The 24588-nt window shown below is 36.7% G+C and carries 21 protein-coding genes and 1 other RNA gene; 6 read left to right on the top strand and 16 right to left on the bottom strand.

From position 1 onward, the window contains the following. Positions 1-56: 56 nt before the first annotated feature. The 15 genes from lnt to ACFIM8_RS04400 form a co-directional block, all read right to left on the bottom strand. Complete coding sequence (gene lnt / locus ACFIM8_RS04470) at positions 57-1691, bottom strand: apolipoprotein N-acyltransferase (protein ID WP_375606790.1); 1635 nt, start codon at positions 1689-1691, stop codon at positions 57-59. Further along, positions 1654-2679, bottom strand: coding sequence for a hemolysin family protein (locus ACFIM8_RS04465; RefSeq protein WP_375606791.1), 1026 nt, complete (start codon positions 2677-2679; stop codon positions 1654-1656). The genes lnt and ACFIM8_RS04465 overlap by 38 nt, the downstream gene beginning before the upstream one ends. Before the next feature lie 109 nt (positions 2680-2788). Further along, positions 2789-3256 carry an rRNA maturation RNase YbeY gene (ybeY, locus tag ACFIM8_RS04460; RefSeq protein WP_375606792.1) on the bottom strand — a complete coding sequence of 156 codons (468 nt, stop codon included), beginning with the start codon at positions 3254-3256 and terminating at the stop codon, positions 2789-2791. 19 nt (positions 3257-3275) lie between these two features. Continuing rightward, on the bottom strand, positions 3276-4376 hold the full coding sequence (locus ACFIM8_RS04455; RefSeq protein ID WP_375610576.1) for a PhoH family protein: 1101 nt from the start codon (positions 4374-4376) through the stop codon (positions 3276-3278). A gap of 158 nt (positions 4377-4534) precedes the next feature. Further along, positions 4535-5911, bottom strand: a complete 1377-nt coding sequence (miaB, locus tag ACFIM8_RS04450; protein ID WP_375606793.1) for a tRNA (N6-isopentenyl adenosine(37)-C2)-methylthiotransferase MiaB — start codon at positions 5909-5911, stop codon at positions 4535-4537. Between the two features lie 31 nt (positions 5912-5942). Then, positions 5943-6434 (bottom strand): ribosomal protein S18-alanine N-acetyltransferase, encoded by a 492-nt coding sequence (gene rimI / locus ACFIM8_RS04445; RefSeq protein WP_375614572.1) that lies wholly within the window; start codon positions 6432-6434, stop codon positions 5943-5945. Continuing rightward, on the bottom strand, positions 6434-7120 hold the full coding sequence (gene tsaB / locus ACFIM8_RS04440; RefSeq protein WP_375614571.1) for a tRNA (adenosine(37)-N6)-threonylcarbamoyltransferase complex dimerization subunit type 1 TsaB: 687 nt from the start codon (positions 7118-7120) through the stop codon (positions 6434-6436). Before tsaB ends, rimI begins: the two co-directional genes overlap by 1 nt. A gap of 852 nt (positions 7121-7972) precedes the next feature. Then, complete coding sequence (locus ACFIM8_RS04435) at positions 7973-9001, bottom strand: YeiH family protein (protein WP_375606796.1); 1029 nt, start codon at positions 8999-9001, stop codon at positions 7973-7975. A gap of 49 nt (positions 9002-9050) precedes the next feature. Beyond that, positions 9051-9656, bottom strand: a complete 606-nt coding sequence (gene recR / locus ACFIM8_RS04430; protein WP_273790577.1) for a recombination mediator RecR — start codon at positions 9654-9656, stop codon at positions 9051-9053. Positions 9657-9686: 30 nt separating this feature from the next. Continuing rightward, positions 9687-10010, bottom strand: coding sequence for a YbaB/EbfC family nucleoid-associated protein (locus ACFIM8_RS04425; protein WP_375606797.1), 324 nt, complete (start codon positions 10008-10010; stop codon positions 9687-9689). A gap of 14 nt (positions 10011-10024) precedes the next feature. After that, the gene (locus ACFIM8_RS04420; protein ID WP_375614570.1) at positions 10025-11965 is read right to left on the bottom strand and encodes a DNA polymerase III subunit gamma/tau; all 1941 of its coding nucleotides are present in this window, start codon (positions 11963-11965) and stop codon (positions 10025-10027) included. A 223-nt stretch (positions 11966-12188) separates the two neighbouring features. Further along, positions 12189-12286: signal recognition particle sRNA small type (ffs, locus tag ACFIM8_RS04415), an RNA gene on the bottom strand. A 1546-nt stretch (positions 12287-13832) separates the two neighbouring features. Further along, complete coding sequence (locus ACFIM8_RS04410) at positions 13833-14240, bottom strand: hypothetical protein (RefSeq protein ID WP_375606799.1); 408 nt, start codon at positions 14238-14240, stop codon at positions 13833-13835. A gap of 537 nt (positions 14241-14777) precedes the next feature. Beyond that, on the bottom strand, positions 14778-15641 hold the full coding sequence (locus ACFIM8_RS04405; RefSeq protein ID WP_375606800.1) for a prephenate dehydratase: 864 nt from the start codon (positions 15639-15641) through the stop codon (positions 14778-14780). Beyond that, positions 15638-16369, bottom strand: coding sequence for a 3-deoxy-manno-octulosonate cytidylyltransferase (locus ACFIM8_RS04400; protein WP_375608043.1), 732 nt, complete (start codon positions 16367-16369; stop codon positions 15638-15640). Before ACFIM8_RS04400 ends, ACFIM8_RS04405 begins: the two co-directional genes overlap by 4 nt. A gap of 104 nt (positions 16370-16473) precedes the next feature. Here ACFIM8_RS04400 and ACFIM8_RS04395 point away from each other — a divergent pair, with 104 nt between their 5' ends. Beyond that, entirely contained in the window at positions 16474-17037 is a 564-nt protein-coding gene (locus ACFIM8_RS04395) for a c-type cytochrome (protein WP_375608044.1), read from the top strand. A gap of 897 nt (positions 17038-17934) precedes the next feature. On the opposite strand, the gene ACFIM8_RS04390 is transcribed toward ACFIM8_RS04395, so the two are convergent. Continuing rightward, complete coding sequence (locus ACFIM8_RS04390; protein ID WP_375608045.1) at positions 17935-18729, bottom strand: molybdopterin-synthase adenylyltransferase MoeB; 795 nt, start codon at positions 18727-18729, stop codon at positions 17935-17937. An 87-nt stretch (positions 18730-18816) separates the two neighbouring features. Between ACFIM8_RS04390 and gshB the strand changes: the two genes are divergently transcribed. The 5 genes from gshB (at position 18817) to pstB (ending at position 24579) form a co-directional block, all read left to right on the top strand. Then, entirely contained in the window at positions 18817-19764 is a 948-nt protein-coding gene (gshB, locus tag ACFIM8_RS04385; protein ID WP_375608046.1) for a glutathione synthase, read from the top strand. 133 nt (positions 19765-19897) lie between these two features. After that, positions 19898-20944, top strand: a complete 1047-nt coding sequence (locus ACFIM8_RS04380) for a substrate-binding domain-containing protein (RefSeq protein WP_375614569.1) — start codon at positions 19898-19900, stop codon at positions 20942-20944. Positions 20945-21019: 75 nt separating this feature from the next. Further along, positions 21020-22480, top strand: coding sequence for a phosphate ABC transporter permease subunit PstC (pstC, locus tag ACFIM8_RS04375; protein ID WP_375606806.1), 1461 nt, complete (start codon positions 21020-21022; stop codon positions 22478-22480). Beyond that, positions 22477-23769, top strand: coding sequence for a phosphate ABC transporter permease PstA (pstA, locus tag ACFIM8_RS04370; protein ID WP_375606807.1), 1293 nt, complete (start codon positions 22477-22479; stop codon positions 23767-23769). The genes pstC and pstA overlap by 4 nt, the downstream gene beginning before the upstream one ends. Positions 23770-23820: 51 nt before the next feature. Further along, the gene (pstB, locus tag ACFIM8_RS04365) at positions 23821-24579 is read left to right on the top strand and encodes a phosphate ABC transporter ATP-binding protein PstB (protein ID WP_139412809.1); all 759 of its coding nucleotides are present in this window, start codon (positions 23821-23823) and stop codon (positions 24577-24579) included. The last annotated feature ends 9 nt before the right edge of the window (positions 24580-24588 follow it).

The raw sequence follows: 24588 nt of genomic DNA, 5'->3' as shown, positions 1-24588 counted from the left end.
TTTTTTCCCAATATTACTGGTACACGCAACATAATACCGTACAAAGGGCACTTGAATCATTTAAGCTGTTTTGTAAAACCAAAACCAATACGACACAATAGCATAAGGATGAATAAGGTAAAAGTAGAGAAAGTTCTGTATTCATTGCTTCCTATAGGGGTAATGGATGATGGAATTCGTGAATCAATAATGCCCACAGCATTTTGTCGAAGAGCTACAACGATTCGTCCATAAGAATCAATAACAGCTGATATGCCATTATTGGCTGCCCGTATGAGGGGAATTCCCAGTTCAACGGCACGAAGCTGTGCTTGTTGAAGATGTTGATAGGGTCCAGGTGTTACACCAAACCATGCATCATTTGTAATATTAATAATTGCTTGAGGCGGGGAGCCTTTGAAAGTCATTTCATGGGGAAATATTGCTTCATAACAAATCAAGGGTAGATAAGAAAATCCGTTTGGCATTGTAACAATTTTGCGCACACTTGCAGCACTATATCCACCAATATTATCGGCAAGGGTGCGCAATCCAATTTTTTTCAATAAATTCTGATAAGGAAGATACTCACCAAAAGGAACCAAATGAAGTTTATCGGAAGTATTTAAAATATTACCTTGAGCATTAATGACTGCAATTGTATTAAAATATTGTGTTTGGGAATAAGGTAGATCATTGCTGGCGCGTATTGCTCCAACAATAGCCCATTGTTTAGGTTTTAAAAGAGAGGCGATGTGCATTGTGATAGATGATTGATCATAGAGAAGGTAAGGAACGGAAGCTTCAGGCCATACGATAAAATCGGGTTCTGAATTTTGATCGGTTGTTGGTGTTGCACTTAGCTTCATATGCGCTTCCAACATAGCTTCTCGTGTATTATCACGCAATTTTATATTTTGTTGGATGGACGGTTGAACAATGCGCACCCAATAAGCACTTTTTTGATCTTCAGCTGTGTCTTCTATAGTATGAAGACGATAAAACCCAAAACCACAGTGAATGAAGATAAGTGATAAGCAAAGAGAAAGTGCCACTTTCTTTTTTTCATCTGTGAGTAAAACAGTTGGCAAACTGTAGGCTAAGACAGCAAGAATATTCATTCCGTAAAGTCCCACGATTGCATCAGATTGCATGAACATTGGGGTTGGCATGGCTGTATAGCCAAGAGAGTTCCATGGAAATCCTGTGAATAAAAACGCACGCAACCACTCGGACAATCCTAATGCAAAGGCTAAAACAAAAAAGCGTGCTATTCCTTTTGTCCATAATAAACCGACAATGAAACCAGAAAAAAACCAATAAAGAGAAAGGTAGAGTGGAGGGACTAAAATGGCTAATGGGACGGCCCAACCAAAAGAATCTGGATCTGTTAACAAAGCATTGCATAGCCACCAAAGGCCGCAAATAAAATAACTAAAACCAAAGGTTCCACAGCTTAGAGCGTAAGTAAAAAAATGTTTTTTATTATTTTTGGTGGCTTGTATTGAGTCCAGTAAAACAATAAAGAGAGGGAAAGTTAAAAAGCAAAGAGGTGTTAAATAAAAGGGTGGAAGTGCAAAAGAAGTAAGAGCACCACACAGAAATATCCATGCTTGGCGTTTCCAGCCTGTAACAGAGAATAAAAAAACAATGAAATTGTGTAAAAACGCTGAACTATTCTTTAGGGATGGCATTGTTTTCAAGATTCTCATTTTTTGGAATGCGAAAAATGCGCAACCGTTTAATCCGGCGTTTATCAGCTTCTAAAATACGAAATCTATAGCCAGGTACAGCTTCAACAATTTCACCTTTGGCAGGAATGCGATCAAGAATGGAGACGATCAAACCACCAATAGTATCAACTTCATCACCATATTCCCCTACGATAAAATCAGGACCAAGAGCTTTCTCCACATCTTCTAGTTCAGTTCTTGCATCAACGAGCCATTTATTATTGGGTTCACGTACGATAGCATTGTCGACATTATCATGTTCATCTTCGATATCCCCAACGACTAACTCAACAATATCTTCCATTGAAACGAGACCATCTGTTCCTCCATGTTCATCAATAACTAAAGCCATTTGAGTTCGTGTAGTTTGCATCCGTGTTAATAATTTGCTTGCAAGCATAGAACTGGGAACAAAGAGAACTGTTCGGATCAAGTCCAATTCACCGATTGGAGTATGTAAGTCTGTATGGTTTAATTGAAGAAAATCGGATTTTTGTTCGGTTTTTGTTGGATTGATAATAAAGCGAATCATATAGTTAAGAATATCGCGGATATGGATCATGCCGCGCGGATCATCTAAAGTTTCAGCATAAACGGGTATGCGAGAATGACCAATTTTTGCAAAACATTTAAGGGTTTCTCCAAGTGAAGTGTTTATTTCTAATGCTTCGATTTCAGAACGAGGTATCATAACATCATCCACGCGTGCTTCACGTAAACGTAAAATGTTATGCAGCATAGTACGTTCTTCAGGCGAGAAGGGGGCGGTATCTTTTTCATTGTTAGTCGTGAGGGCAACGGTAAGATCATCGCGCAGTGACGTAGGTGCACAATTACGACCACGTAAGAATGAAAATAAATGATTCATCAGAGAATATTTTTCTGTATGATTCGTCTGTTGAGAAGATTTTTTTTCATTGTTAGAAGATGTTTGACTATTATTTTGTGTATTTATTTTGTTGTCCATGGTTTTGAAATCTTCTAAACTTTCTTTCTTATAATAGATAAATAAGAGGCTTTAAATGGTATGCTTGTAATATTAATTTTAAAAGTTAAATTTTATCATTGATAGACAATTATGCGTAAGGATCTCTTATGGAAAGCTTTTGAAGAATTTCTCTTTCGAGCTTTTCCATTTTATATGCTTCATCATCAGTTTCATGATCATAACCAAGCAGATGCAAGATACCATGAACAATCATATGTGTTAAATGGTCTTGAAATGTTTTTCCTTCTTTCTCTGCTTCGAAAACAACAGTTTCTCGGGCAATAATAATATCACCGAGCATGGGACCAGGTCGATTTCCAGCCTTAAGTGGAAAAGCAGGAAAGGATAATACATTAGTAGATTTGTTTTTGTTGCGCCATTGTGCATTGATTTGTGCCATATGTTCATCATTCGTAAAAAGCAAGCTAATCTCGCTTACAACATTTGCCAATGAAACATGATGCATAGTTGTCATTAATGCTTTTTCAGTGATATTATAGAGCATTTTCTCATCATTCCACCCTGCGCTTTTAATCATTATATCAATAATAATCATGATGAATCAAATTCATTTTTTAATGCATCGCATGCGAATGATTTTTTTTATTTTGTATTTCTGAATCACGATCATAAGCACCAACGATAGCAGCAACAAGTGGATGGCGTACAACATCTTTTTCATCAAAATGCACAATTGCGATACTTTCTACATTTGAAAGAATGCGAATTGCTTCAATGAGACCTGATTTTTGCCCTATAGGCAAATCAATTTGGCTTACGTCACCGGTAACAATCATACGCGTTCCTTCTCCAAGACGTGTGAGAAACATCTTCATTTGCATGGGTGTAGTATTTTGTGCCTCATCAAGAATAACAGCGGCATGGGCAAGTGTTCGTCCGCGCATAAAGGCGAGAGGAGCAATTTCTATGACACCAGAGGCTAAAATGCGTTCTATTTTTTCAGCGGGCATCATATCATAAAGAGCATCATAAAGTGGTCGTAAATATGGGTCGACTTTTTCTTTGAGATCACCGGGAAGAAAACCAAGATGTTCTCCAGCTTCAACAGCCGGACGTGAGAGAATAATTCGCTCAATGATACCGCGTTCTAGAAGCATTGCAGCATGAGCAACAGCAAGATACGTTTTTCCTGTTCCTGCTGGTCCTATACCAAACACAAGTTCAGTATGCTCCATAGCGCTTATGTAAGCGTCTTGTGTTGGAGTTCTTGCATGAATTATTTTTTTATGGGTACTCAACCTTGCTGGTATACGTTTCGTTGCAGATTTGTGTGCTATTGTGTCTTCTTTCTGCTTCTTTGGTATATTTGCCATAGAAATCGCTCCTTTTATATCTGATAAAGTGAGCTCTTGATGTGTTTTGGCTCGTTCATAAAGCTGCTGCAATACATATTGCGCACGTTTTATAACAGAAATATTTCCACGGATTAAGACTTCATTACCACGCGGATGAATACTAAGTTCGAGTTTTTTTTCGATATAAGCGAGATTTTCGTCAAATTTACCAAAAACTGCTTTTGCATATTTATTATTTTCGAAAATCAAAACAACTTGGCTCAGATCTGAAGCGCTTGTTTGTTTCAAGGTATCAGCCTTTTCAAGGGACGTATTTACTTTTTCTTTAATACGCTTTATTTTTTCGGTTGAAGTTTTCAGTCTATTCTCCATATCTACATAAATATTGCACATTTTGTTAAGTAAACTTTATAAAGACAATTTTTTACAAAAAGTGCACGCTTTAGATGTAATCGTTTTCTTTTAAAATAAAAGAGTTTTCCAAAATATTTATTGTGAACAAGGTGTTAGAGGCATGTTTATCTATTTGTCACTTCACCAACAAAACTGTTTGAGCTTGCATTTTTAATATGAATTTCTATCACGCTACCTGTAGAGGCTTCTGTATCGACGACAACAGGTAAAAGCCAAGGGGAACGTCCTACCATTTGCCCTGAGTGACGTCCAGGTTTTTCGATGAGAACGTTCGTTTTTTGACCAATTTTAGAACGCAAAAACGCATTTTGTTGCTCAAGGAGAAGGATTTGTAAATGTTGAAGTCGGGCATCTTTTACAGATTCATCAACATGATTTTTCATTGTGGCTCCCACTGTTCCAGGACGGGGGGAATATTTAAAAGAATAAGCTGAACTGTATTGCACTTGTTGAATAAGTTTAATGGTTTCTTCAAAATCTTCATCTGTTTCGCCTGGAAATCCTACAATAAAATCACCTGAAAAGGCAATATCGGGTCGTGCAGTCCGAATTTTTTCAATAAGATGAAGATAATGAGAACTTTTGTGTTGGCGATTCATGGCTTTTAAGATGCGATCTGAACCTGATTGAACAGGCAGATGGAGGTAAGGCATTAACATATCAAGATCTCGATGTGCGGCAATAAGGCTATCATCCATATCACGCGGGTGGCTGGTTGTGTAACGCAAACGCTTTAAACCATCGAGTTTTGCAAGATGATAAAGAAGATCGCCAAGACGCCAAGTTTTGCCATCAGCACTTTGTCCATGCCAACCATTGACATTTTGTCCAAGCAGCGTAATCTCTTTAACACCTGCTTCAATAAGCTGGCGGGCTTCTTCAGTAATTTGCTCGACAGACCGTGATATTTCAGCACCGCGTGTGTACGGAACAACACAAAAAGTGCAAAATTTGTCGCACCCTTCTTGTACTGTTAAAAATGCGCTCACACCTCGTTTTCTTACTGCATGTTTATTATGGGGCGGCAAATGAGCAAATTTATCTTCAACAGCATAGTCTGTTTCGATAATTTTTTTCCCTTGTTTGGCTTTTTCTAACAATTCTGGCAGGCGATGATACATTTGTGGACCAATAACAAGATCCACTGTTGGAGCACGGCGCAAGATTTCACTTCCCTCAGCTTGTGCAACACAACCTGTTACACCAACCATAAGGGGTTTATCAGGTGTGCGCTCTTGACGCATAACGCGCAAACGACCGAGATCAGAATAAAGTTTTTCTGCTGCTTTTTCGCGAATATGACAGGTATTAACAAGAATAAGATCGGCATCATTGGGAATTTGTGTTGTCACATAGCCTTGCGAACTGAGACTATCAGTCATCCGTTGGCTATCATAAACATTCATTTGACATCCATAAGTTTTGATAAAAACCTTTTTAGGAGCAACAGGAGATGTATTTTTAGGATTTACTTTATTCATAGTGCTTGTCTAAATGTTTTTTACACAAATCTCAATCTATTTGCTTAAAAGTTTTTTGCATGATAATTGCATCACCACGACCATTTTTTGACGCGTAATAGGCAAGACGTTCAGAAATTTTTTGAAATTCAAAGCGTTGATAAAGGTTCAAAGCAGAAAGATTTATGGCTTCTACTTCCAAGAATAATTTTATGGCGCCCTTGTCGTGAAGATAGTGAACTGTGCTTTCGATAAGAAAGGTACCAATTCCTTTTTGACGATAATGAGGATGAACAGCAATTGTGATGATTTCTGCTTCATCAAGGATGAGACGGCATAGGCAAAAGCCTAAAATTTGATCAGAGCGATCAATGAGAAAAACTTTGTATCCGAAGATAGAGTGATCTGTTAAGAAATTATCAAAAGCTTGTTTTTCCCAAGAAGGGGTAAAACAATGCTGATGAATTTGATGAAGAGCAGCACTATCATGAACTTGTAGCGGAGCAATTCCAAAATTCTTTTTTGTCAATGAAAATTTGGACATTATTTTTTTCGTGGTAAAGCAAAATCGGTTTGTTGTTTTGCATCAGCACTGCGTAGATAGAGTGGGCGAGGTGAATTTTGTGGTTGTTTGTTTGCAGCAAGATAAGCATAGTTTACAATATCAGCCGCTTCGCAGGGGATTTTTTCTAGGACAATTTTTTCGTATATTTTATGGTTTTTAACATGCTCCACAACGACATCAGCAGCTGGGCCAGTCAGTCGGGTTTTTTTTGGCAAATCTTCGAGGATATTTTCCATTGTTTTTAATCCCGGTTCTCCCAAAGGTGTGAGATTATTATGAAAATTTTGATGATAGAACATCCCTCTCCCTGCTTCAATGACAACAGTAATTGCCGATGCTGTACTTTTATTGTTTATGACTTGTGCTGCTAACGCTTCAAGAGCACTCACTCCAACAGCTTGTATTTCAAGTGCTAATGCCAAAGCGCGTGCTGTTGCAACACCGACACGTACACCAGTAAATGACCCAGGTCCAATATTGACAGCAATACGCTCAACTTGATCAAGCGTCATATTGGCTTGTGTCATTATTTGTGTAATCTGCTCAATAAGTTTTTCAGCATGTCCTTTGTTCATGCGCTCATTGATACGCGCAATAACAGATTTATGACGAATAAGCGCAACAGCACAATAAATCGAAGCAGTATCTATAGCAAGGATAAGCATAAAAATATTTTAGTTGAATAAAACGATAAATAAAAGTCCTGCTGCATTTTTAATCTTTTCATTATCGTATATTTCATTTGTAAGAAAGTTACTAGTGCCAATAAGCAACAATATCTTTTTATGGGATAGAACGAGATGTTGATGTGATTCTTATTGGTTTTTGTTATCAATGAATTGATTTTATAATAATAGTTTATTATTGCCATGTTCAATAATATCCTTGGATATTGTAAGATTTTTTCATTTCAAACTCATAAATTAAAATCTTTTTCTTACACGGCATGAAAGAGAGTTGGCGTGTGGATAAAACTATTGAAGAAAAGAGTAAAATTTCTCTCATAAACCATTTAAATGCAAGAGCTATTGCAACATTGGGAGTTAATAATAGTATGATGCTAGGGCTTGTTACTTCATAAAGCGAAGAGGGGGATGAACAATGTATTTTGGACACTTCATGGGGATTTTAATTATATTATTCACAGGCACAGCCTTGAAAGGGAGTTCATGTGCCTTGAGAGGTATTTTTTTACAAGTACGTGAATGAGCAACATAAATATATTCTGTCTTCTATAAAAAAAATTAACTTAATCAGATCTGAAATAAAGAGCATTATTTTGTATGCGTTCCATATTGAATACTATACCGTTGCAAATCACTATAGACTGAAAAGCTTATTGAAAAAGCAAATTCGATAGTTTTCACTTCATATCGTAGCATTTTCAATTTTTTGTATAGAATAATGAGCAGTATTTTAGAACTTTTTCTGGTTTATGAAAGAACTGATTTCAATAATAATGAGGACTTTGGGTTGATTGCATACTCCCTTAAAAAAAGAAACAATTAATGCATATTTCAAAGTATTATATGATTTAAATCATTCAATTGTATCATGATAAGGCTACAAATACCGAGAATAATTATGGAGCAGGTTGAAGCTAAAATAACGCGCCATCCTGCTTTTTTTAATGATCGTATATCAACACCTAAACCTAATGCTGCCATTGAAATGATAGTGAACACCTGAGCAGTAAGTTTGATCGGATTTATAGCCGTTTCAGGAATAAGTCCGCTTGAGCGGATAAGCATCATGATAATAAAGCCGATTATAAACCATGGCACAAGAGTATGTAGACGAAAACGTGTTTGTGCTGAGCGATGATAGATAATTGATAGAATAAAAATAACAGGACCTAACATGAGAACGCGTACCAATTTAACAATTGTTGCAATTTGAACACTCAGAAAAGAGACAGATGCTGTTGCTGCTAAAACCTGTGGTACAGCATAAACAACCATGCCAGCAAGCACACCATATTGGCTAAATGACAAATTCAGAGATGGATGTAAAAAGGGTAAAAATAAAATAATAAGAATTCCTAAAAGAGCAGTGAAGGCAATTGACGCGGCTACATCGTCATGTTTTGCTTTTATGACAGGTGCAACAGCGACAATAGCTGAATTGCCACAAATAGCATTCCCGCAAGCAACTAACATTGCTAAATGTGTAGAAAGCCCGAAAAGTCGACCAATGACAAAGCTAAGGATAATTGTTATGAATATAACGAATACGATGCTAGCAAGTAAATTCCAACCAGCTGAAAGGACTGCATTAATACTAATGCTTGCACCTAGAAGAACAATAGCAATTTCGAGAAGTGTTTTTGCACAAAAGGTGATACCTTTTTGAAAATATGTTGGCAAAGTAAAACAACTACGGGTAATAGAGCCTAAAAGAATTGCCAAAACAAGGCTTTCAAGCCACGCTTCTGCAAAAAGCTGTTTTTCTACAACTTCTAAACCATAAGCTAAGGCTGATATGAGTAAACATACTAAAATACCAGGACCAAAGTCGTTTAAAAGTGAGAGTTTTTTCTTGATCACTTGAATATTCCCCCGTCATTAAAAAGCTAAAGGTTAAGAAGAAAAAGTTTTAAAGATTTGTTCTTGCTTGTACAGCTGCTGCTAAAGTTCCGTCATCAAGATAATCAAGCTCGCCTCCTACAGGGACACCATGAGCAAGTCGCGTAATTTTAACTGGAAAATTGGAAAGCTGATCGGTGATATAGTGAGCAGTTGTTTGACCTTCGACAGTCGCATTGACAGCAAGAATAATCTCCGTAATAGGGTTTTGTACAACACGTTGTATTAAGGTGGCAATATTGAGTTCATCAGGGCCTATTCCATCTAAGGGAGAGAGTCGTCCACCCAACACATGGTAACGTGCGGCTAAAGTTTTTGCGCGCTCAAGAGCCCACAGATCAGCAATATCCTCAACAACAATGATTGTTGTATCATCGCGGCGTAAATCTGTGCAAATTGAACAAGGATCAATGGTATCGACATTTCCACAAACAGAACAAATGCCGACTTTTTCTATAGCTGCTTGTATAGCCGCTCCCAAAGGCTCCAGCAATGTCTCTTTTTTTTTGATAAGATGAAGCGCAGCACGACGTGCTGAACGTGGACCAAGACCTGGTAACCGTGATAAAATCTGAATGAGACGTTCAATCTCAGGTCCTGCAATGTATTTAGACATATTTTTGTCCCACGGAAAAAATCCGTTTCATTAAAATGGAAGCTTGAAACCTGATGGGAGTGGTAGCCCTGCGGTCATACTTTTGGTTTTTTCTTCTATTGCGACTTCGATTTTTGTTCTTGCTTCATTATAAGCCGCCATAATGAGATCTTCAAGAATTTCAGCTTCCTCAGGTTTGAGTAATGAAGGATCAATTTGAATTGCTGTTATAATATTTTTTCCATTTAAAGTGATATTGACGAGACCACCTCCTGCAGTGCCCACAGCTTGCAGATTAGCTATTTCTTCTTGAATCTTCTGCATTTTTTCTTGCATTTCTTTGGCTTTTTTCATCATGCTCATCATTTCACGCATAGGAAGAGGTATCCTTATTCATCATTGATATCATTTTTATTTTTAAAAATATCAGCATTTTTAAAGGTATTGGGGAGTAAATCAAGATCATTTTCTTCTTTATTGAGTCGAATATCGACAATTTTTGCTTCTGGGAAATGATTGAGGATTTTTGCGATATCAGGATCTGTTTCTGCATTGGAAAAAAGAGTCTTTTGAATCGCTATACTTTCCTCCTGTAAGGTTGGGCCACCTCCTTCATTAACAAAAGTTATTGTCCAGCGTTTTTCTGTCCATTGAGATATCTTTTTTTCTATATCATGAGCAAGAAATTGTGGGGTATTTTCAGAAAGTCTTAAGGTAATATGCCCAGCTTCAAAAGAAACAGGATGAACAAATTCTTTAATAAGGAGTTTGAAAGGAGTGTCATTATGCTGTTCGGCTAATTGAACAATATCGTGCAAAGAATTAATTACGAGAGTTTTAGGTTCAGTAATCTCTTCTGTTATTTGTGTGACACAATGCGATAAATTTTCAATCTTTTCAGAAAGATCAGTAGATTGAAAAGTTTCAAGAGTTTTTGTTACTTCGTGGGCGTTGGTTTTTTCAGAAGTTTGATTTTTAACTAAATTTTCCGGTTGTAAGGAATTATCTAATTGGCTTTTCAAAGATGTTTTTAAATCTGATAGATCTGATAATGTATTGGTAACGCTTGAGAAAGTATGGGCATCGACCGTTGTTTCTTTTGCTATATTATTTGCATTCGTAGATTCTTGATGAGAAGAATTTGTAACGAGTGTGAGAGGTGTTTTTTCTTGCGTAAGCTTTTTTAAAGCTTCATCAAGAGTTGGTAGGTCAGCTGTGTGAGCAAGACGAATTAAAAGCATTTCAGCGGCTTGAAGTGGACGTGCAGTTTGATTAACTTCCTGTAATCCTTTGAGTAACATTTGCCAGTTTCGGGATAAAACAGGAACGGAAAGTTTTTTTGAAAAGTCTAAACTTTTTAAACGTTGTTCTTCAGTTAGTGAGAAATCTTCCACTATTTCTGGTGTAAAACGTAAACGTGTGACCAGATGATTAAAATCGGCTAGTTCTGTCAATATAGTAAGAGGATCAGCACCTGCTTCATATTGACTGCGTAATTCATGTAACGCATTGACAACATCGCCCTTCATGATAAATTCAAAAAGATCAATAATACGTGCTTGATCAGCTAATCCTAACATTGTACGCACCGCAATAGCATTAACATTGCCATTGCTATGGGCAATCGCTTGATCAAAAATGGATAATGCATCACGTGCAGATCCTTCTGCAGCACGGGCAATAATAGAGAGTGCTTGATCTTCTACTTCTACCTTTTCATATTTCGCAATTTGGCGCAAATGTGCACTCAAAGCTTTTGATTCAATACGTCGCAAATCAAAACGTTGGCAACGCGAAAGAATTGTAATAGGAACTTTGCGAATTTCTGTTGTGGCAAAAATAAATTTTACATGCGACGGTGGTTCTTCAAGGGTTTTCAATAAACCATTAAAGGCTTGTGTTGAGAGCATATGTACTTCATCTATAATATAAACCTTATAGCGTGCAGAAACAGGACGATAGCGTATTTGTTCAATAATTTCACGAATATCATCAATGCCCGTATGAGAAGCGGCATCCATTTCTATAACATCAATATGGCGTCCTTCGATAATTTGTGTGCAATGTTCACCAAGAGAGTCCAATACAGTTGTTGGTTGGTCAATATCTTTTGTTTTATAATTAAGCGCACGTGCCAAAATACGTGCTGTTGTGGTTTTACCTACGCCACGAATCCCTGTTAACATCCACGCTTGTGCAATACGACCTTTTTCAAAGGCGTTGGTGAGAGTACGCACCATAGCTTCCTGACCAATGAGGTCAGAGAAGTTTTGGGGTCGATATTTACGAGCAAGAACACGATAGGCTGTTTCTACCGGTAAATTTTCCATGAATATTTCCAACTTCGAAGTTCTTTATGCGTACATTTTGATAATACAAAAGCATAGATCAATACTGTAGTCTCATATAAAAGGATTTTTTCTTAATCAAATTATTTATGGGACAATTTGTTTAAAAACAACAAAATCCCTTTATTTGCTGCATACAAATGCCGCTCTGAAGATTAAAAATACCTCGCTAAAAGACAGCATAAAAAATAATTTCTTCAGCAAAATAGGAGGTTGGAACAATGACCCGTACCAGAACTCGTTGGGGCTGCTTCTTTCCAGACCTGACCCAGTTGGCGAGTAGTTCGTCCACCACCAACCTCCCGAGTTCATATTGTCGATTTGGAATGAAAAATCAAGCTCGGAAACGAAAAATATCCTAAGAACGACAAAGAATTTTCCTTTGCGTTTAATTTATTGACATATAAACAACAAAGAGATTGAGGATTTATCAGTTTTCATAGCAGGAGTTTTTCATATTTATTGGGGATGAAAATATTTTCTTCGTTTAAGATAATCTGAATGTATAATTATAATCATTCGTTCAAACTTGCCTGTAAGAATTTTAGGATAGCTCCGTCTGTTCTAAAATTACGAAGTTGAATCATTAAAATTTGCAACGGCAAAAAAGGAAAATAAAGCATATAGATCGTGCAATGAATTATAATGAGAAATTTAGAGGAAGAATATTGTTTATGAATAATTATAAAATATTGATTCAATGACGTCTCCCCCTTCATACAAAACAGAACACTCTAAACACAATACACTTAAGTTTTACATTTACATGCTTTTACACGAAATATTTTTAACTCTATTTCATCACATCACTTGTAAAGTGTATACATACTGCCGCTGAGGTATAAGTCCATTGTGCACTACCATCTTTATGTTTAATAAAAGTACAAGCCAGAACCCTTATATTATTTAACATCTCCCCAATGTTGCAATCCTTTGCATTTGAGAGGTTTCATAAGGAACATTTTTATTCCTTTTTTCAATCAATTTTACTCACACACCACTCCTCTTTGTAACTTTCAAGAAAACGATTTTAATTGATTCAGTATGAATATCAAAGACTTAATTATAGTGAGTTAATGTTTTATCTTATAATACCACTCCATCATTTCTATTGTGAACGAGAATATCAAATACGTAATATTTTTTCTTTTAACATCTATGAATGTAAATCTTGAGTAGATGTTATCGCTCTTTTTTCTTGAGTGCTGATTTTCTTCATTAAAGACGTTGGGCTCATCACTAGATAAATCAATATATGTGTTCCCATTATTGGAGAAAAGATTTCACATATCTTTTAAGGACTGTACTCATACAAGAGACGATGCAATTTAAAAGCTATAAAATAATAATGGTGGCTGGCACAGATTTATGATTTTATAACTGTAAAAATGGTATTTTATATACACGACATTTTATAGCTTTAAATAATTAGATTTTTTAACGAAAAGAGAAAAGCGAGATAAATTTTTATAAAAAGCTGAATGAGTATGACTTAAAGTGCAGTGAGGAATGCGTCTGCAGATGCAAATTTTACTTTCTGTTTATCTAAGTGATTTGGGTACGATGTGCTTTATAGTACTTAAAATAAAGCAGTTGCGAAGATAGAAGTTATATTCTTATTAAAAAAATAGCTCTGATAGTAGAAAATACAGAACAATTTAAGTCTAGTCTTCTAGTTTTCGCAAAAGTTCTTTAATATCTGACCTTATAAGCATCTTAAGGTTTGCCATATTAATATAAAAATAATCTTTTCAGCGATTAGTTTTAATGGCTCATTATGCCGTATTTTGAAAAAAACACCTAAAAAAAAGAATAACTCTACTCAAATTTAGATGTTATAGAAATATTGTTAATCATAACCTCCTGTGTCACAATCTGTTCCAACAACTTTTTTGTTCGTAATATTTTTAAAAATATAACGTCCTGACCAAGGAAAACTTATATGAAGAGATTTTATATTTTTTAGGGTAAAGATTTTCTTTTCTTTATCATGGGTTATTTTCTTTTCATCATCAACAAAAATTCTCAATTTGTTTAAATCAGAAGGGGCAGAGTATGATAAAGTAAAGGATACTTTCTTCGGTTTAAAGATATTACAAGAGTATTCAACTCCTTGCTGGAATGTATAGGATGGTGTGATCACAACACTTTCATCCCGCGCAAAATTCCATTTTTTTTCACCAAAGCCAGCAAATGCAACACTAGAGTAGGCGAGAATATTTGCAGCTAATAATCCTCGCGTGAAGACTTTTTTCATTATCCTCTCCTTTTTCTAAAGTGAGGTGAATCATAAATCAATTTTTATAAAGATAAAAGCTCAAACTTAATGCTAAAATCAGGGCTAAGTTGCATTTTCTAGTTTCAAACTATGTTTAGAATAGTATTAATCTAAGAGATTTGAATGCTCTATTATGTATAATAATTTTAATTGTTTTGAGAGCGAATTTAGAAGTTCGTTATCTTTATTGGAATATTGTCAGAGGATAATGACTTTTCTCAAGAGTCTCTCTTTGAATATATAAAGGGAAATAGATGGTACAAGCGTTTTTATTTTTGGTTACTGTATTTTTTACACTGGTTTTTATACGAGTTGAATTGCGGTTTATCGTGATATAATTTGTGAGAAAATATTATGAAAATAATTTATATATTCTGTTACGAGCTGTTTTTTCTTCTTCAGTGTTTATAAAGGGTGTTGAGTAGAAAAAAACAAGCCCTTTCAAGATGCGTTGCATTATGAAATTTTTACGATGCTTTTTGATATCAACAAAAAATGATAGCAGCTTAATTGCTTTTATATATACGATGTTCGATCGTTTTGTGCTGGATAAGTACCGATAATACGCAGTTCTGCAGAAAAGAAAGATAATTCTTCTAAGGCAAGTTTCATCATCGGGTCTTCAGGATGTCCTTCAATATCAACAAAGAATTGTGTTGCATTGAAATTTCCACCAATTTGATAGCTTTCTAATTTTGTCATATTGATACCATTCGTTGCAAATCCTCCCATAGCTTTATAGAGAGCAGCGGGGACATTGCGCACTCGAAAAAGAAGACTGGTGATGATTTTTTCGCCATTTTGAGGTTTGGGGACATGTCGTTTGGAGCGTGAAAGGATGACAAAACGGGTAATATTATGAGGGTTATCTTCAACATTTCTTTCAAGAATATCAAGTCCATAGAGTTCTGCTGCGATTAAAGGTGCTAAGGCAGCCTGTGAACGTTTAGCATTTTTTTTAATAAATTTTGCAGCTCCAGCGGTGTCAGCAGAAACAACAGGTTTCCAACCGTTGTTTCGTATGATTTTTCGGCATTGTGCAAGGGCATGCGTATGGCTGTGGACGGTTTTAATTTCGTCATATGTAACGCCGGGCAAAACCATGAGTTGAAAATGGATAGGTAAAAAATATTCATCAATAATATAAAGAGACGACTGCGGTAAAAGATGATGAATGTCTGCAACGCGCCCTGCAAGAGTATTTTCAATAGGGATCATAGCAAGATCAGCTTTCCCGCTTTCCACTAAATTAAGAGCGTCTTCGAAAGTAGCAGAGGGAACAGCATCCATATTGGGGAACATATTGGAGCAAGCAATATGGGAATTAGCGCCGTATTCTCCTTGGAAAGAAATTTTATTGGTTTTTTTAAGTATTTTCATGCTAAAATCTCACAAGCTCTATCGAGATCATGTTGTGTGTCTACACCTAAGGGAATTGTATCGACTATTTCCACATCAATACGCATATTGTTTTCTAATGCACGTAATTGTTCAAGTTTTTCACGTTTCTCAAGTGGTGAGGGTTTGAATGATACAAATTTTTCAAGTGCTTCGCGCCTATAGGCGTATATTCCAATATGGTGATAAAGAGGACCATCTCCATAGGGTGCTGTGGCGCGAGTAAAATAAAGAGCACGAAGGCGATTTTGAGAAAGCGGTGTCCCAATGATCTTGACAACATTGGGATCTCTTGTTTCATTTTCTTCAATGATTTGAGCACCCAAGGTTGCAATATCAGTAAAGCTATTTTCTAAAGGGCGTAGTGCACGAATGATTTCACGAGGCATGATTGTTGGTAGGTCACCTTGTATATTTAAAATGGCGTTGTAGCGTTGTTCAGGATCAATGCGTACTAAAGCTTCATAAATACGATCAGATCCAGACTTGTGATCACAAGATGTCATGATGTATTCATGTCCATAAGCTGTAACGGCTTCAGCAATATCATGATGATCTGTTGCAACGATGGTCCGACCTAATGCGGCTTTTTTTGCTTGTTCTGCGACATGAACAATCATCGGCTTTCCAGCGATTTCAGCGAGAGCTTTTTTAGGAAGGCGGGTTGAGCCCATACGGGCAGGAATAAGAATAATTGGTTCAAGAGCCATTGCAAGATTCCAAACGTCGTCTGTGGTGCATTTAGGATGTTGTGTGTTATAAAGAAAAAGCTTATACTAAAAATAGTAATGAAACCATGAACATTTGAATTTTTATGAATCGCTGGAGAGTTATCTATTTTGTTTTTGCTTGTTTATGTGTGTTGATCATTGTTGTGGGAATTTCCACACTCAGCAATATAGTTTATGATCATCCTACATCGGTTCAATATTATCATACAGTTACCAAGAACGATATATTTAAAGAAAAACAGAAAGCGATGGATGTTTCTCTATCACTCAATAGCCGCCTTCAACAAGGTGATTTTGAAAATGGCCGTAAAATTTTTCGCCAATGTGCCATATGCCATACTTCTGGACGCAATGAAGCAGGGCGTGTTGGTCCAGTTCTTTGGGAAATTGTTGACCGCCCTTTGGCATCAGCAGCAGGTTTTGCATATTCACGGGTATTACGTGCGCACTCTGATCAAAAATGGGATTTTGTAACGTTAGATCGTTATCTACGTTCTCCACGTGAAGCATTTCCTGGGACCATTATGTCTTTCCGTGGAATTAAAAATGACCAAGATCGTGCTGATCTTTTGCTTTATTTACGCAGTTTATCCGATCATCCTGTTCCTTTACCAATGGATAATAATAAAGCGAACGAGCCAAATTAACTTATACCATAGATGTTAATTTTAGAAAGAAGTCTGATTTTTTTGTAATTTTAGTTTCGCAGTTTTATAAAAAGAGCTCTTATTGATGTTTTGTTAGGGCGAACGCCCCTCACGCAAAACAGAACACATTTAACATTGCATATTTACTCGCTTATTTTAAAGAGATCTTTTATAAAAATGCACTTTTTACACTGTCGTCTGTGGATTGGTTTTCAAGATTTGTGTGCTTCACTTTTTCTACATATACTTGTCTGTGAAATTATTGCTGAAGGATTATCAATTCATGAGCCGCAGCTTTCTGCTTCTGAATGTAATAATTATGTAATTAAAGCTCTCCATGAGGTTTATCTTAATCCTTCTATACACATCAATTCCCATGTATTTTTCTTATGAACTGAGACAATTGATTGTTCTTATACGTGCAATAATCCTAAGCTGCATTTTATGATGCTTGATGAATAGACGTTTTCTCTTAAGGTTAGAAGTGTGTGGACAGATCATTGACCTTTTATAGTACCGATCACTAAAATATGACTTAGATTATTTATAGGTTATGGTTTGAAGTGAGCACTTTCATGTGAAACAATTTTTATGTGTGACTAGTAAAATAGTTGAATAGAGTTCCGTTGATTGTATTTTTATCTACGTTGAAAATTTTTTACACAAGAATACTGATGGGAGCTAAGTTTGCACGAGTCTCTGTCTATTTATAGACGATGACATGAAATTATGATGATAATCCATTATAGAGAATTATTTTTTCACAAAAGGTTTTCCATATTTGTGATAAATTTAATAGGTTTCATTGGTTACAATGTTTCGATGACTTACGATAAAATATTAGTATTTCAATACATATTGCGAGAGTGCTAAAAGTTAGTGGAAGAGAGAACATCATCAAGATTCTCCAAGCTTCTTAATAACTATGGCATTTTCTTTATAATTTGAGCGTTTATAAGTAATAATATTAAATTGTGCTAATAATCCATTATAGAGAAGAATCTTTCCTACTAATGGCTCTCCGATGTTTGTGATCATTTTAATAACTTCCATTGCTTGTAGGGTCCCAATAACACCGGGTAAAACACCGATAATTCCAGCTTCAGCGCATGTTGGAATAGTATCGGGAGCAGGAGGCGTGGGAAATAAATCGCGATAGTGAGGATTATTGTCTTTATATGGCATAAGGACGGTTAATGAGCCATTAAAACGTTCTACAGCACCACTTATTAAAGGTTTTTTACATTGGGCAGCGTGATCAGCAAGAAGATAGCGTGTCGTAAAATTATCACTTCCATCAACAATGATGTGGTAAGCATTGAGCAGTTTATCCACATTACTGTTATCTAAGCGTAGGGTGTGTTTTTCAACTACAACATGGGGATTTATTGCTTTTATAGTGGTTTCAGCACTGTCTGTTTTGCTTTTGTTCATTGCACTTGTTTTATGAATAACTTGGCGTTGTAAATTGGAAAGTGAAACAATGTCATTATCGATAATTCCAAGGGTTCCAACACCTGCGGCAGCCAAATAGGTTAAGACAGGAGCACCGAGACCACCAGCGCCCACAACAAGGACACGTGCTTTTTTTAGTTTTTGTTGCCCTGCACCACCAATCTCAGGCAAAATGATGTGGCGTGCATAGCGTTCGATTTCTTCGTTGCTTAATTTTGTATCTGTTTCTTGTGTCATAAATTTTCTCTTGTCATAGTTCTTTTATTGTTTACTAAGTTTATGATGCATAGACCAGTCTGCTTTTAGGATAGGGAGGATTTATTTATGAAAATTGCCATTCAGATGGATCATATTTCAACAGTTCGGATTCAAGGAGATACGACATTTGCACTCGCTTTAGCAGCACAAGAACGTGGACATTCTCTCTTCCATTATACACCAGATCGTTTATCTCTGTGCGATGGTTGTGTGATTGCACGACTAGAGCCATTGATTGTACATGATAAAGAGGGAAGCCACTATCAATTAGAAAAGCCTGTTCGCACAGAATTAACAGATATGGATGTGGTTCTTTTACGCCAAGATCCCCCTTTTGATCTCAATTATATCACCACGACTCATTTGTTAGAACGTATTCATCCTAAAACACTTGTTGTGAATGATCCGGCATGGGTACGCAACAGTCCAGAAAAAATTTTTGTTACTGAATTTTCCGATTTGATGCCAGAAACACTAATTACCAAAGATATTGAAGAAATAACAGCTTTTAGAAAGACATTTGGCGATATTATTGTTAAACCACTTTATGGGAATGGGGGCGCTGGTGTTTTTTATTTAAAACAAGATGATCGCAATTTAGCATCATTGTTGGAAATGTTTGCAGAAATTTATCACGAACCTTTTATTGTTCAGCGCTATTTAGAGGTAGTACGAAAAGGAGATAAAAGGATTATTTTGCTTGATGGTGCACCTGTTGGAGCTATTAATCGAATTCCGACAGAAACAGATGTGCGCTCTAATATGCATGTTGGAGGTCGCGCGGAAAATGTTGAGTTAACAAAACGTGATTATGAGATTTGTGAACGCATTGGTCCAGCCTTAAAGGAACGAGGTCTTCTTTTTGTGGGGATTGATGTGATTGGAGATTATATAACAGAAATCAATGTGACGTCTCCTACGGGAATTCGTGAAATTAAACGCTTCTGCGGTACAGATGTTGCTCATTTGTTTTGGGATGTTATTGAGTTCAAGCGTTCAAATGAATTTATTTGACAGAAGATAAAAACATGGTTTTAAAAAAATGATCCATATTGTTTTTTATATTTGTTATGGTGCAAATGTGAACTACAATGACCGTATGATATGAATTAAGAGGCTTTGTCCTCAATTTTTAGGGAGTTTATAGATGAGCAGAGTATTATCAATTGGAGTGGGATTGATTTTTGCGCTACTGCTGTCAGCAAATGGAGGCAATGCACGCGATCAAATACAGATTACTGGTTCATCTACAGTTTTACCTTATCAAAAGATTATTGCTGAGACATTTGGAGAAATTTATCCCCATTTTAAGGTTCCTGTTATCGAATCGGGTGGAACAGGAGCTGGTATTAAGGAATTCTGCCGTGGTATTGGGGAGAACACTGTTGATATTGTTAATGCTTCGCGAGCAATGAAACCGAGTGAATTACAGTCTTGTTTTGATGCTGGTGTAAAAGATGTTGAGGAAATACGTATTGGGTATGATGGCATTGTTTTTGCAACAGATATTAAGGGGCCTGATTGGAAATTACAGCCAGTAGATGTTTATAAAGCCCTTGCTGCTCGAATTATTATAGACGGAAAATTGCAACCGAATAATTTTTTGAAATGGAGTACAGTTAATAGTGCTCTTCCTGATTGGACGATAGCAGCGTATATTCCTGGAGAGAAGCATGGGACACGTGAAGTTTTTGAGGAAAAATTACTTATTGAGGGGTGTAAAGAGAGTGGGGCAGTTGAGGTGATGAAGTCTTTAGGAATGGATGATAAGGAGATACACACTGCTTGTATTGCGGTACGTAAGGATGGAAAAGCGGTTGATATTGATGGTGATTATTCTGAAACATTTGCGCGTCTAACTTCTAATAAAACAGGGGTTGGTATTTTTGGTTTGTCTTTTTATCAAAATAATGCTGATAGGCTAAAGGTTGCCGATATTAACGGTTTTGCGCCAACAGTTGAGACGATTTCTAGTGGACAATATCCAGTTTCTCGTCCACTTTTTTTCTATATTAAGAAAGCACATTTAGGTATTATTTCAGGTTTGCGAGAGTATGTTGATTTTTTTCTTTCTGATCAAATGATTGGTCCAGAGGGTCCTTTGGCTGAATATGGTTTGATTGTTTCTCCTGAAAAGGAACGTCAAGCACAGCGTTTTGATTTTTCTGCTGGTCGAGTAATGACATTGAAATAATTTGCAGGGAAAATTTGTTGGATTTCTGGGATAGGAAATTTGGGTGCTATTTTTTTATAAAAACTGAAAGATAAAATGCGCATTTCCTTCATTATTTTGCTGTTATTAATTCTTGGATTTTGTGGCTTTTGTATTTCTTATATGCGTGCACGCTTTCTTGAATACAGACGACATAAAATGCATTCTCGTGCGTATTATTATGGCTGGTGGACATTTTTGATTACTGTTATTCCAGCTTTTATTTTTTTAATTTTTTGGGATTCTGGGAGTACAATTTATTTAGAATATAATGCCTCTCAAGAGCTTGAGGCATATAGTGCGCATATAACAGAGCCTGTAAATCATGATTTACTTTGGGAGACTCTTCGAAGTCTTGCCAAAATGCTTCATCACTTTGAAGGGGATCTTTCTACCGCTTCCTATAAGACAGTGCAGGCACAATTATTCGCGAAGGGATTTATTTTACCTGATGAAGTATCGGATGATGTGTACACAATGGCACAGTCATGGGTATTTTCTTCTGAAAAGCTTCAGTTCATTGGTTATGGTTTCCTTTTTGCTATTGCATTCTTTGGTTTTATCTGTGGAATAATGCAAATTGCTCCTCATCAGCGTGCGCGTAATAAGGTTGAATCTTTGATTATTATTGGACTGGTTTGTGCTTCTATCGTTGCTATCTTGACGACAATAGCCATTGCACTTTCTATGTTTTTTCAGACAATAAGCTTTTTTCAGTCTGTATCTTTTTCAAATTTCTTTTTAGGAACGGTTTGGGATCCGCGTTTTTCCGCGAGCGGTTCAAGCGGTGAAGTAGGACAATTTGGTTTAATACCACTTCTTGCTGGTACGCTTTATATTGCATTTGTTGCCATGCTTTTTGCTGTACCTATAGGATTATTTTCAGCTCTTTATATGGCCGAGTATGCTTCTTCGCGATTGCGAGCAATTGTGAAGCCATTGTTAGAAGTTCTTGCTGGCATTCCAACGATTGTTTATGGCTTTTTTGCTTTGAAGGTTGTAGGACCATTTTTACGAGATCTCTCTGCTTCTCTCTCAGACGGGGTTAGTTTTATTATGGCGCAAAGTGTTTTGACTGCTGGAGTTGTGATGGGAATTATGTTGATTCCTTTTGTTTCCTCTTTGTCGGATGATGTTATAACAGCTGTTCCACGCATTTTACGTGAAGGTTCTTATGGTTTAGGAGCAACACAATCTGAAACAATTAAGAAAGTCGTTATACCGGCAGCGCTTCCAGGGATTATGGGAGCAATTTTGTTGACAGCATCGCGTGCAATTGGTGAAACAATGATTGTGGTTTTGGCGGCGGGTGTTGCTGCAAACTTAACACTCAATCCTTTCGAAGCAATGACGACGATGACAGTTAAGATTGTTAATCAATTGACTGGTGATTTTGAGTTTAACTCTCCACAAACTTTGGTGGCTTTTGCATTAGGAATGACACTCTTTGTCATGACACTTTTGATGAATATTCTAGCTCTTTATATTGTGCGTAAATATCGGGAACAATATGAATGAATGAAAAAATTCTTTTTCCTCGTCGCAATATTAGCCTCAAACGTCGGTATTGGGCTGAACGTCGTTTTCGTGCCTATGGTTTGATTGCCATTTTTATTGGTTTGTTTTTTTTATTTGCGCTTTTATGGTCTATCATTAGTCAAGGTTATACAGCCTTTTTGCAGAGTCAAATGACATTATCGATTTATTTGGATGAAAAGATTATTGATCCAGGTGGTCAACATAAAACAAATCCACAGGTCCTCATAATGGCGAATTATCCAATTCTTGTACGCAATGCGTTAGCCAAGAAACTTGATATCGATCAAAATGATCGAGCCTCCCTGCGGGATGTTAGCCGTATGTTTTCAAGTGGTGTACGTGTTCAACTCCGTGAAATGGTGACAAAGAATCCAAGACTGATTGGCACAATGCAAAAAATCAAAGTTTTGGCAGCTGCGGATATCGATTCTGCTTATAAGGGGCAGATTGATCTGCATGTAGCAGAAAAAAACCGTAAAGTTTCTAATCGGCAAATAGAATGGATAAAGCGTTTAGCGCATGATGGTACGCTTTATAAAACATTTAATGTTGGTTTTTTTACACTTGGCGCTTCAAGTCGTCCTGAGACTGCTGGGTTAGGGGTTGCGATTATTGGTTCTCTTTATATGATAGGCATTGTTTTATTGGTTTCACTTCCGATAGGCATAGCAACGGCTCTTTATTTGGAAGAATATGCACGTAAAAATAAATTTACAGATTTTATCGAAGTTAATATCAATAATCTTGCAGCTGTTCCTTCGATTGTCTTTGGTCTTTTAGGACTCGCGGTTTTTATTAATTTTTTGGGATTACCACGTTCCGCTTCTTTTGTTGGGGGGCTTGTTTTAGCGCTCATGACTCTCCCCACGATTATTATTGCAACACGTTCTGCTTTGCGTGCTGTTCCTCTCTCTATTCGTGCAGCAGCTTTAGGGTTGGGGGCATCAAAAACACAAATGATTTTTCATCATGTTATTCCTTTAGCCGCGCCTGGTATTTTGACAGGTACAATTATTGGAGTAGCTCAGGCTTTGGGTGAAACTGCGCCTTTGCTTTTGATTGGAATGGTTGCTTTTGTTGTTAATATTCCTACGACTCCCATGGATCCAGCAACAGCGTTGCCTGTTCAAATTTTTATGTGGGCTGGTGAAGCAGAGCGCGCTTTTGTTGAAAAGACGTCAGGGGCTATTATTGTATTAATGATTTTTCTTGCGATCATGAATATTTCTGCGGTTTTTTTACGTCGACGATTTGAACGCCGCCAATAATTTTAATAAAATAACAATTTCGATAAGATTTTTGTAAGGTGAGTTTTTGTAATGAAGATTAAAATGCGTGGTCAGGATGTGAAGGTTTCTTATGGAGACAAAGAGGCACTCCATGGTATTACACTTGATATTCCTGAACATCAAGTGACTGCTTTGATTGGTCCATCAGGATGCGGGAAGTCAACTTTTTTGCGTTGTTTTAACCGTATGAATGATACAATTGAAGGTGCTAAAATAACGGGTCTTATTACCTTAGATGGGGAGAATATTTATGATCAGAGGATTGATGTTGTAGAATTGCGTGCTCGTGTTGGAATGGTTTTTCAAAAGCCTAGTCCTTTTCCAAAATCTATATTTGAGAATGTTGCGTATGGTCCACGCATTCACGGTTTGGTTAAAACACGCTCTGAATTGCATGATGTGGTTGAAAAGAGTTTGAGGCAGGCAGGTTTGTTTGAAGAAGTAAAAGACCGTCTTCATGATCTTGGAACAAGTTTATCAGGGGGACAACAACAGCGTTTGTGTATTGCACGTGCTATTGCGGTTAGTCCTGAAGTTATTTTGATGGATGAGCCTTGTTCAGCTCTTGATCCCATTGCGACAGCACGGATTGAAGAGCTTATCGATGCGTTACGGCAAAATTATACAATTGTTATTGTAACACATTCCATGCAACAGGCCGCACGTGTTTCTCAATATACGGCTATGTTTCATTTAGGGCATTTAGTAGAAGTTGGTGCGACTGAAATGATCTTTACCTCACCAAAAGAGCAACGGACGCAAGATTATATTACGGGGCGTTTTGGATAGGTAAATTGA

Origin of the sequence: Bartonella sp. AC535YNZD (genome assembly GCF_042196625.1) — a bacterium.
Lineage (GTDB): Bacteria > Pseudomonadota > Alphaproteobacteria > Rhizobiales > Rhizobiaceae > Bartonella.
Note: the sequence above shows the minus strand (reverse complement) of the source record. Positions and strands in the feature narration are given on the sequence as shown.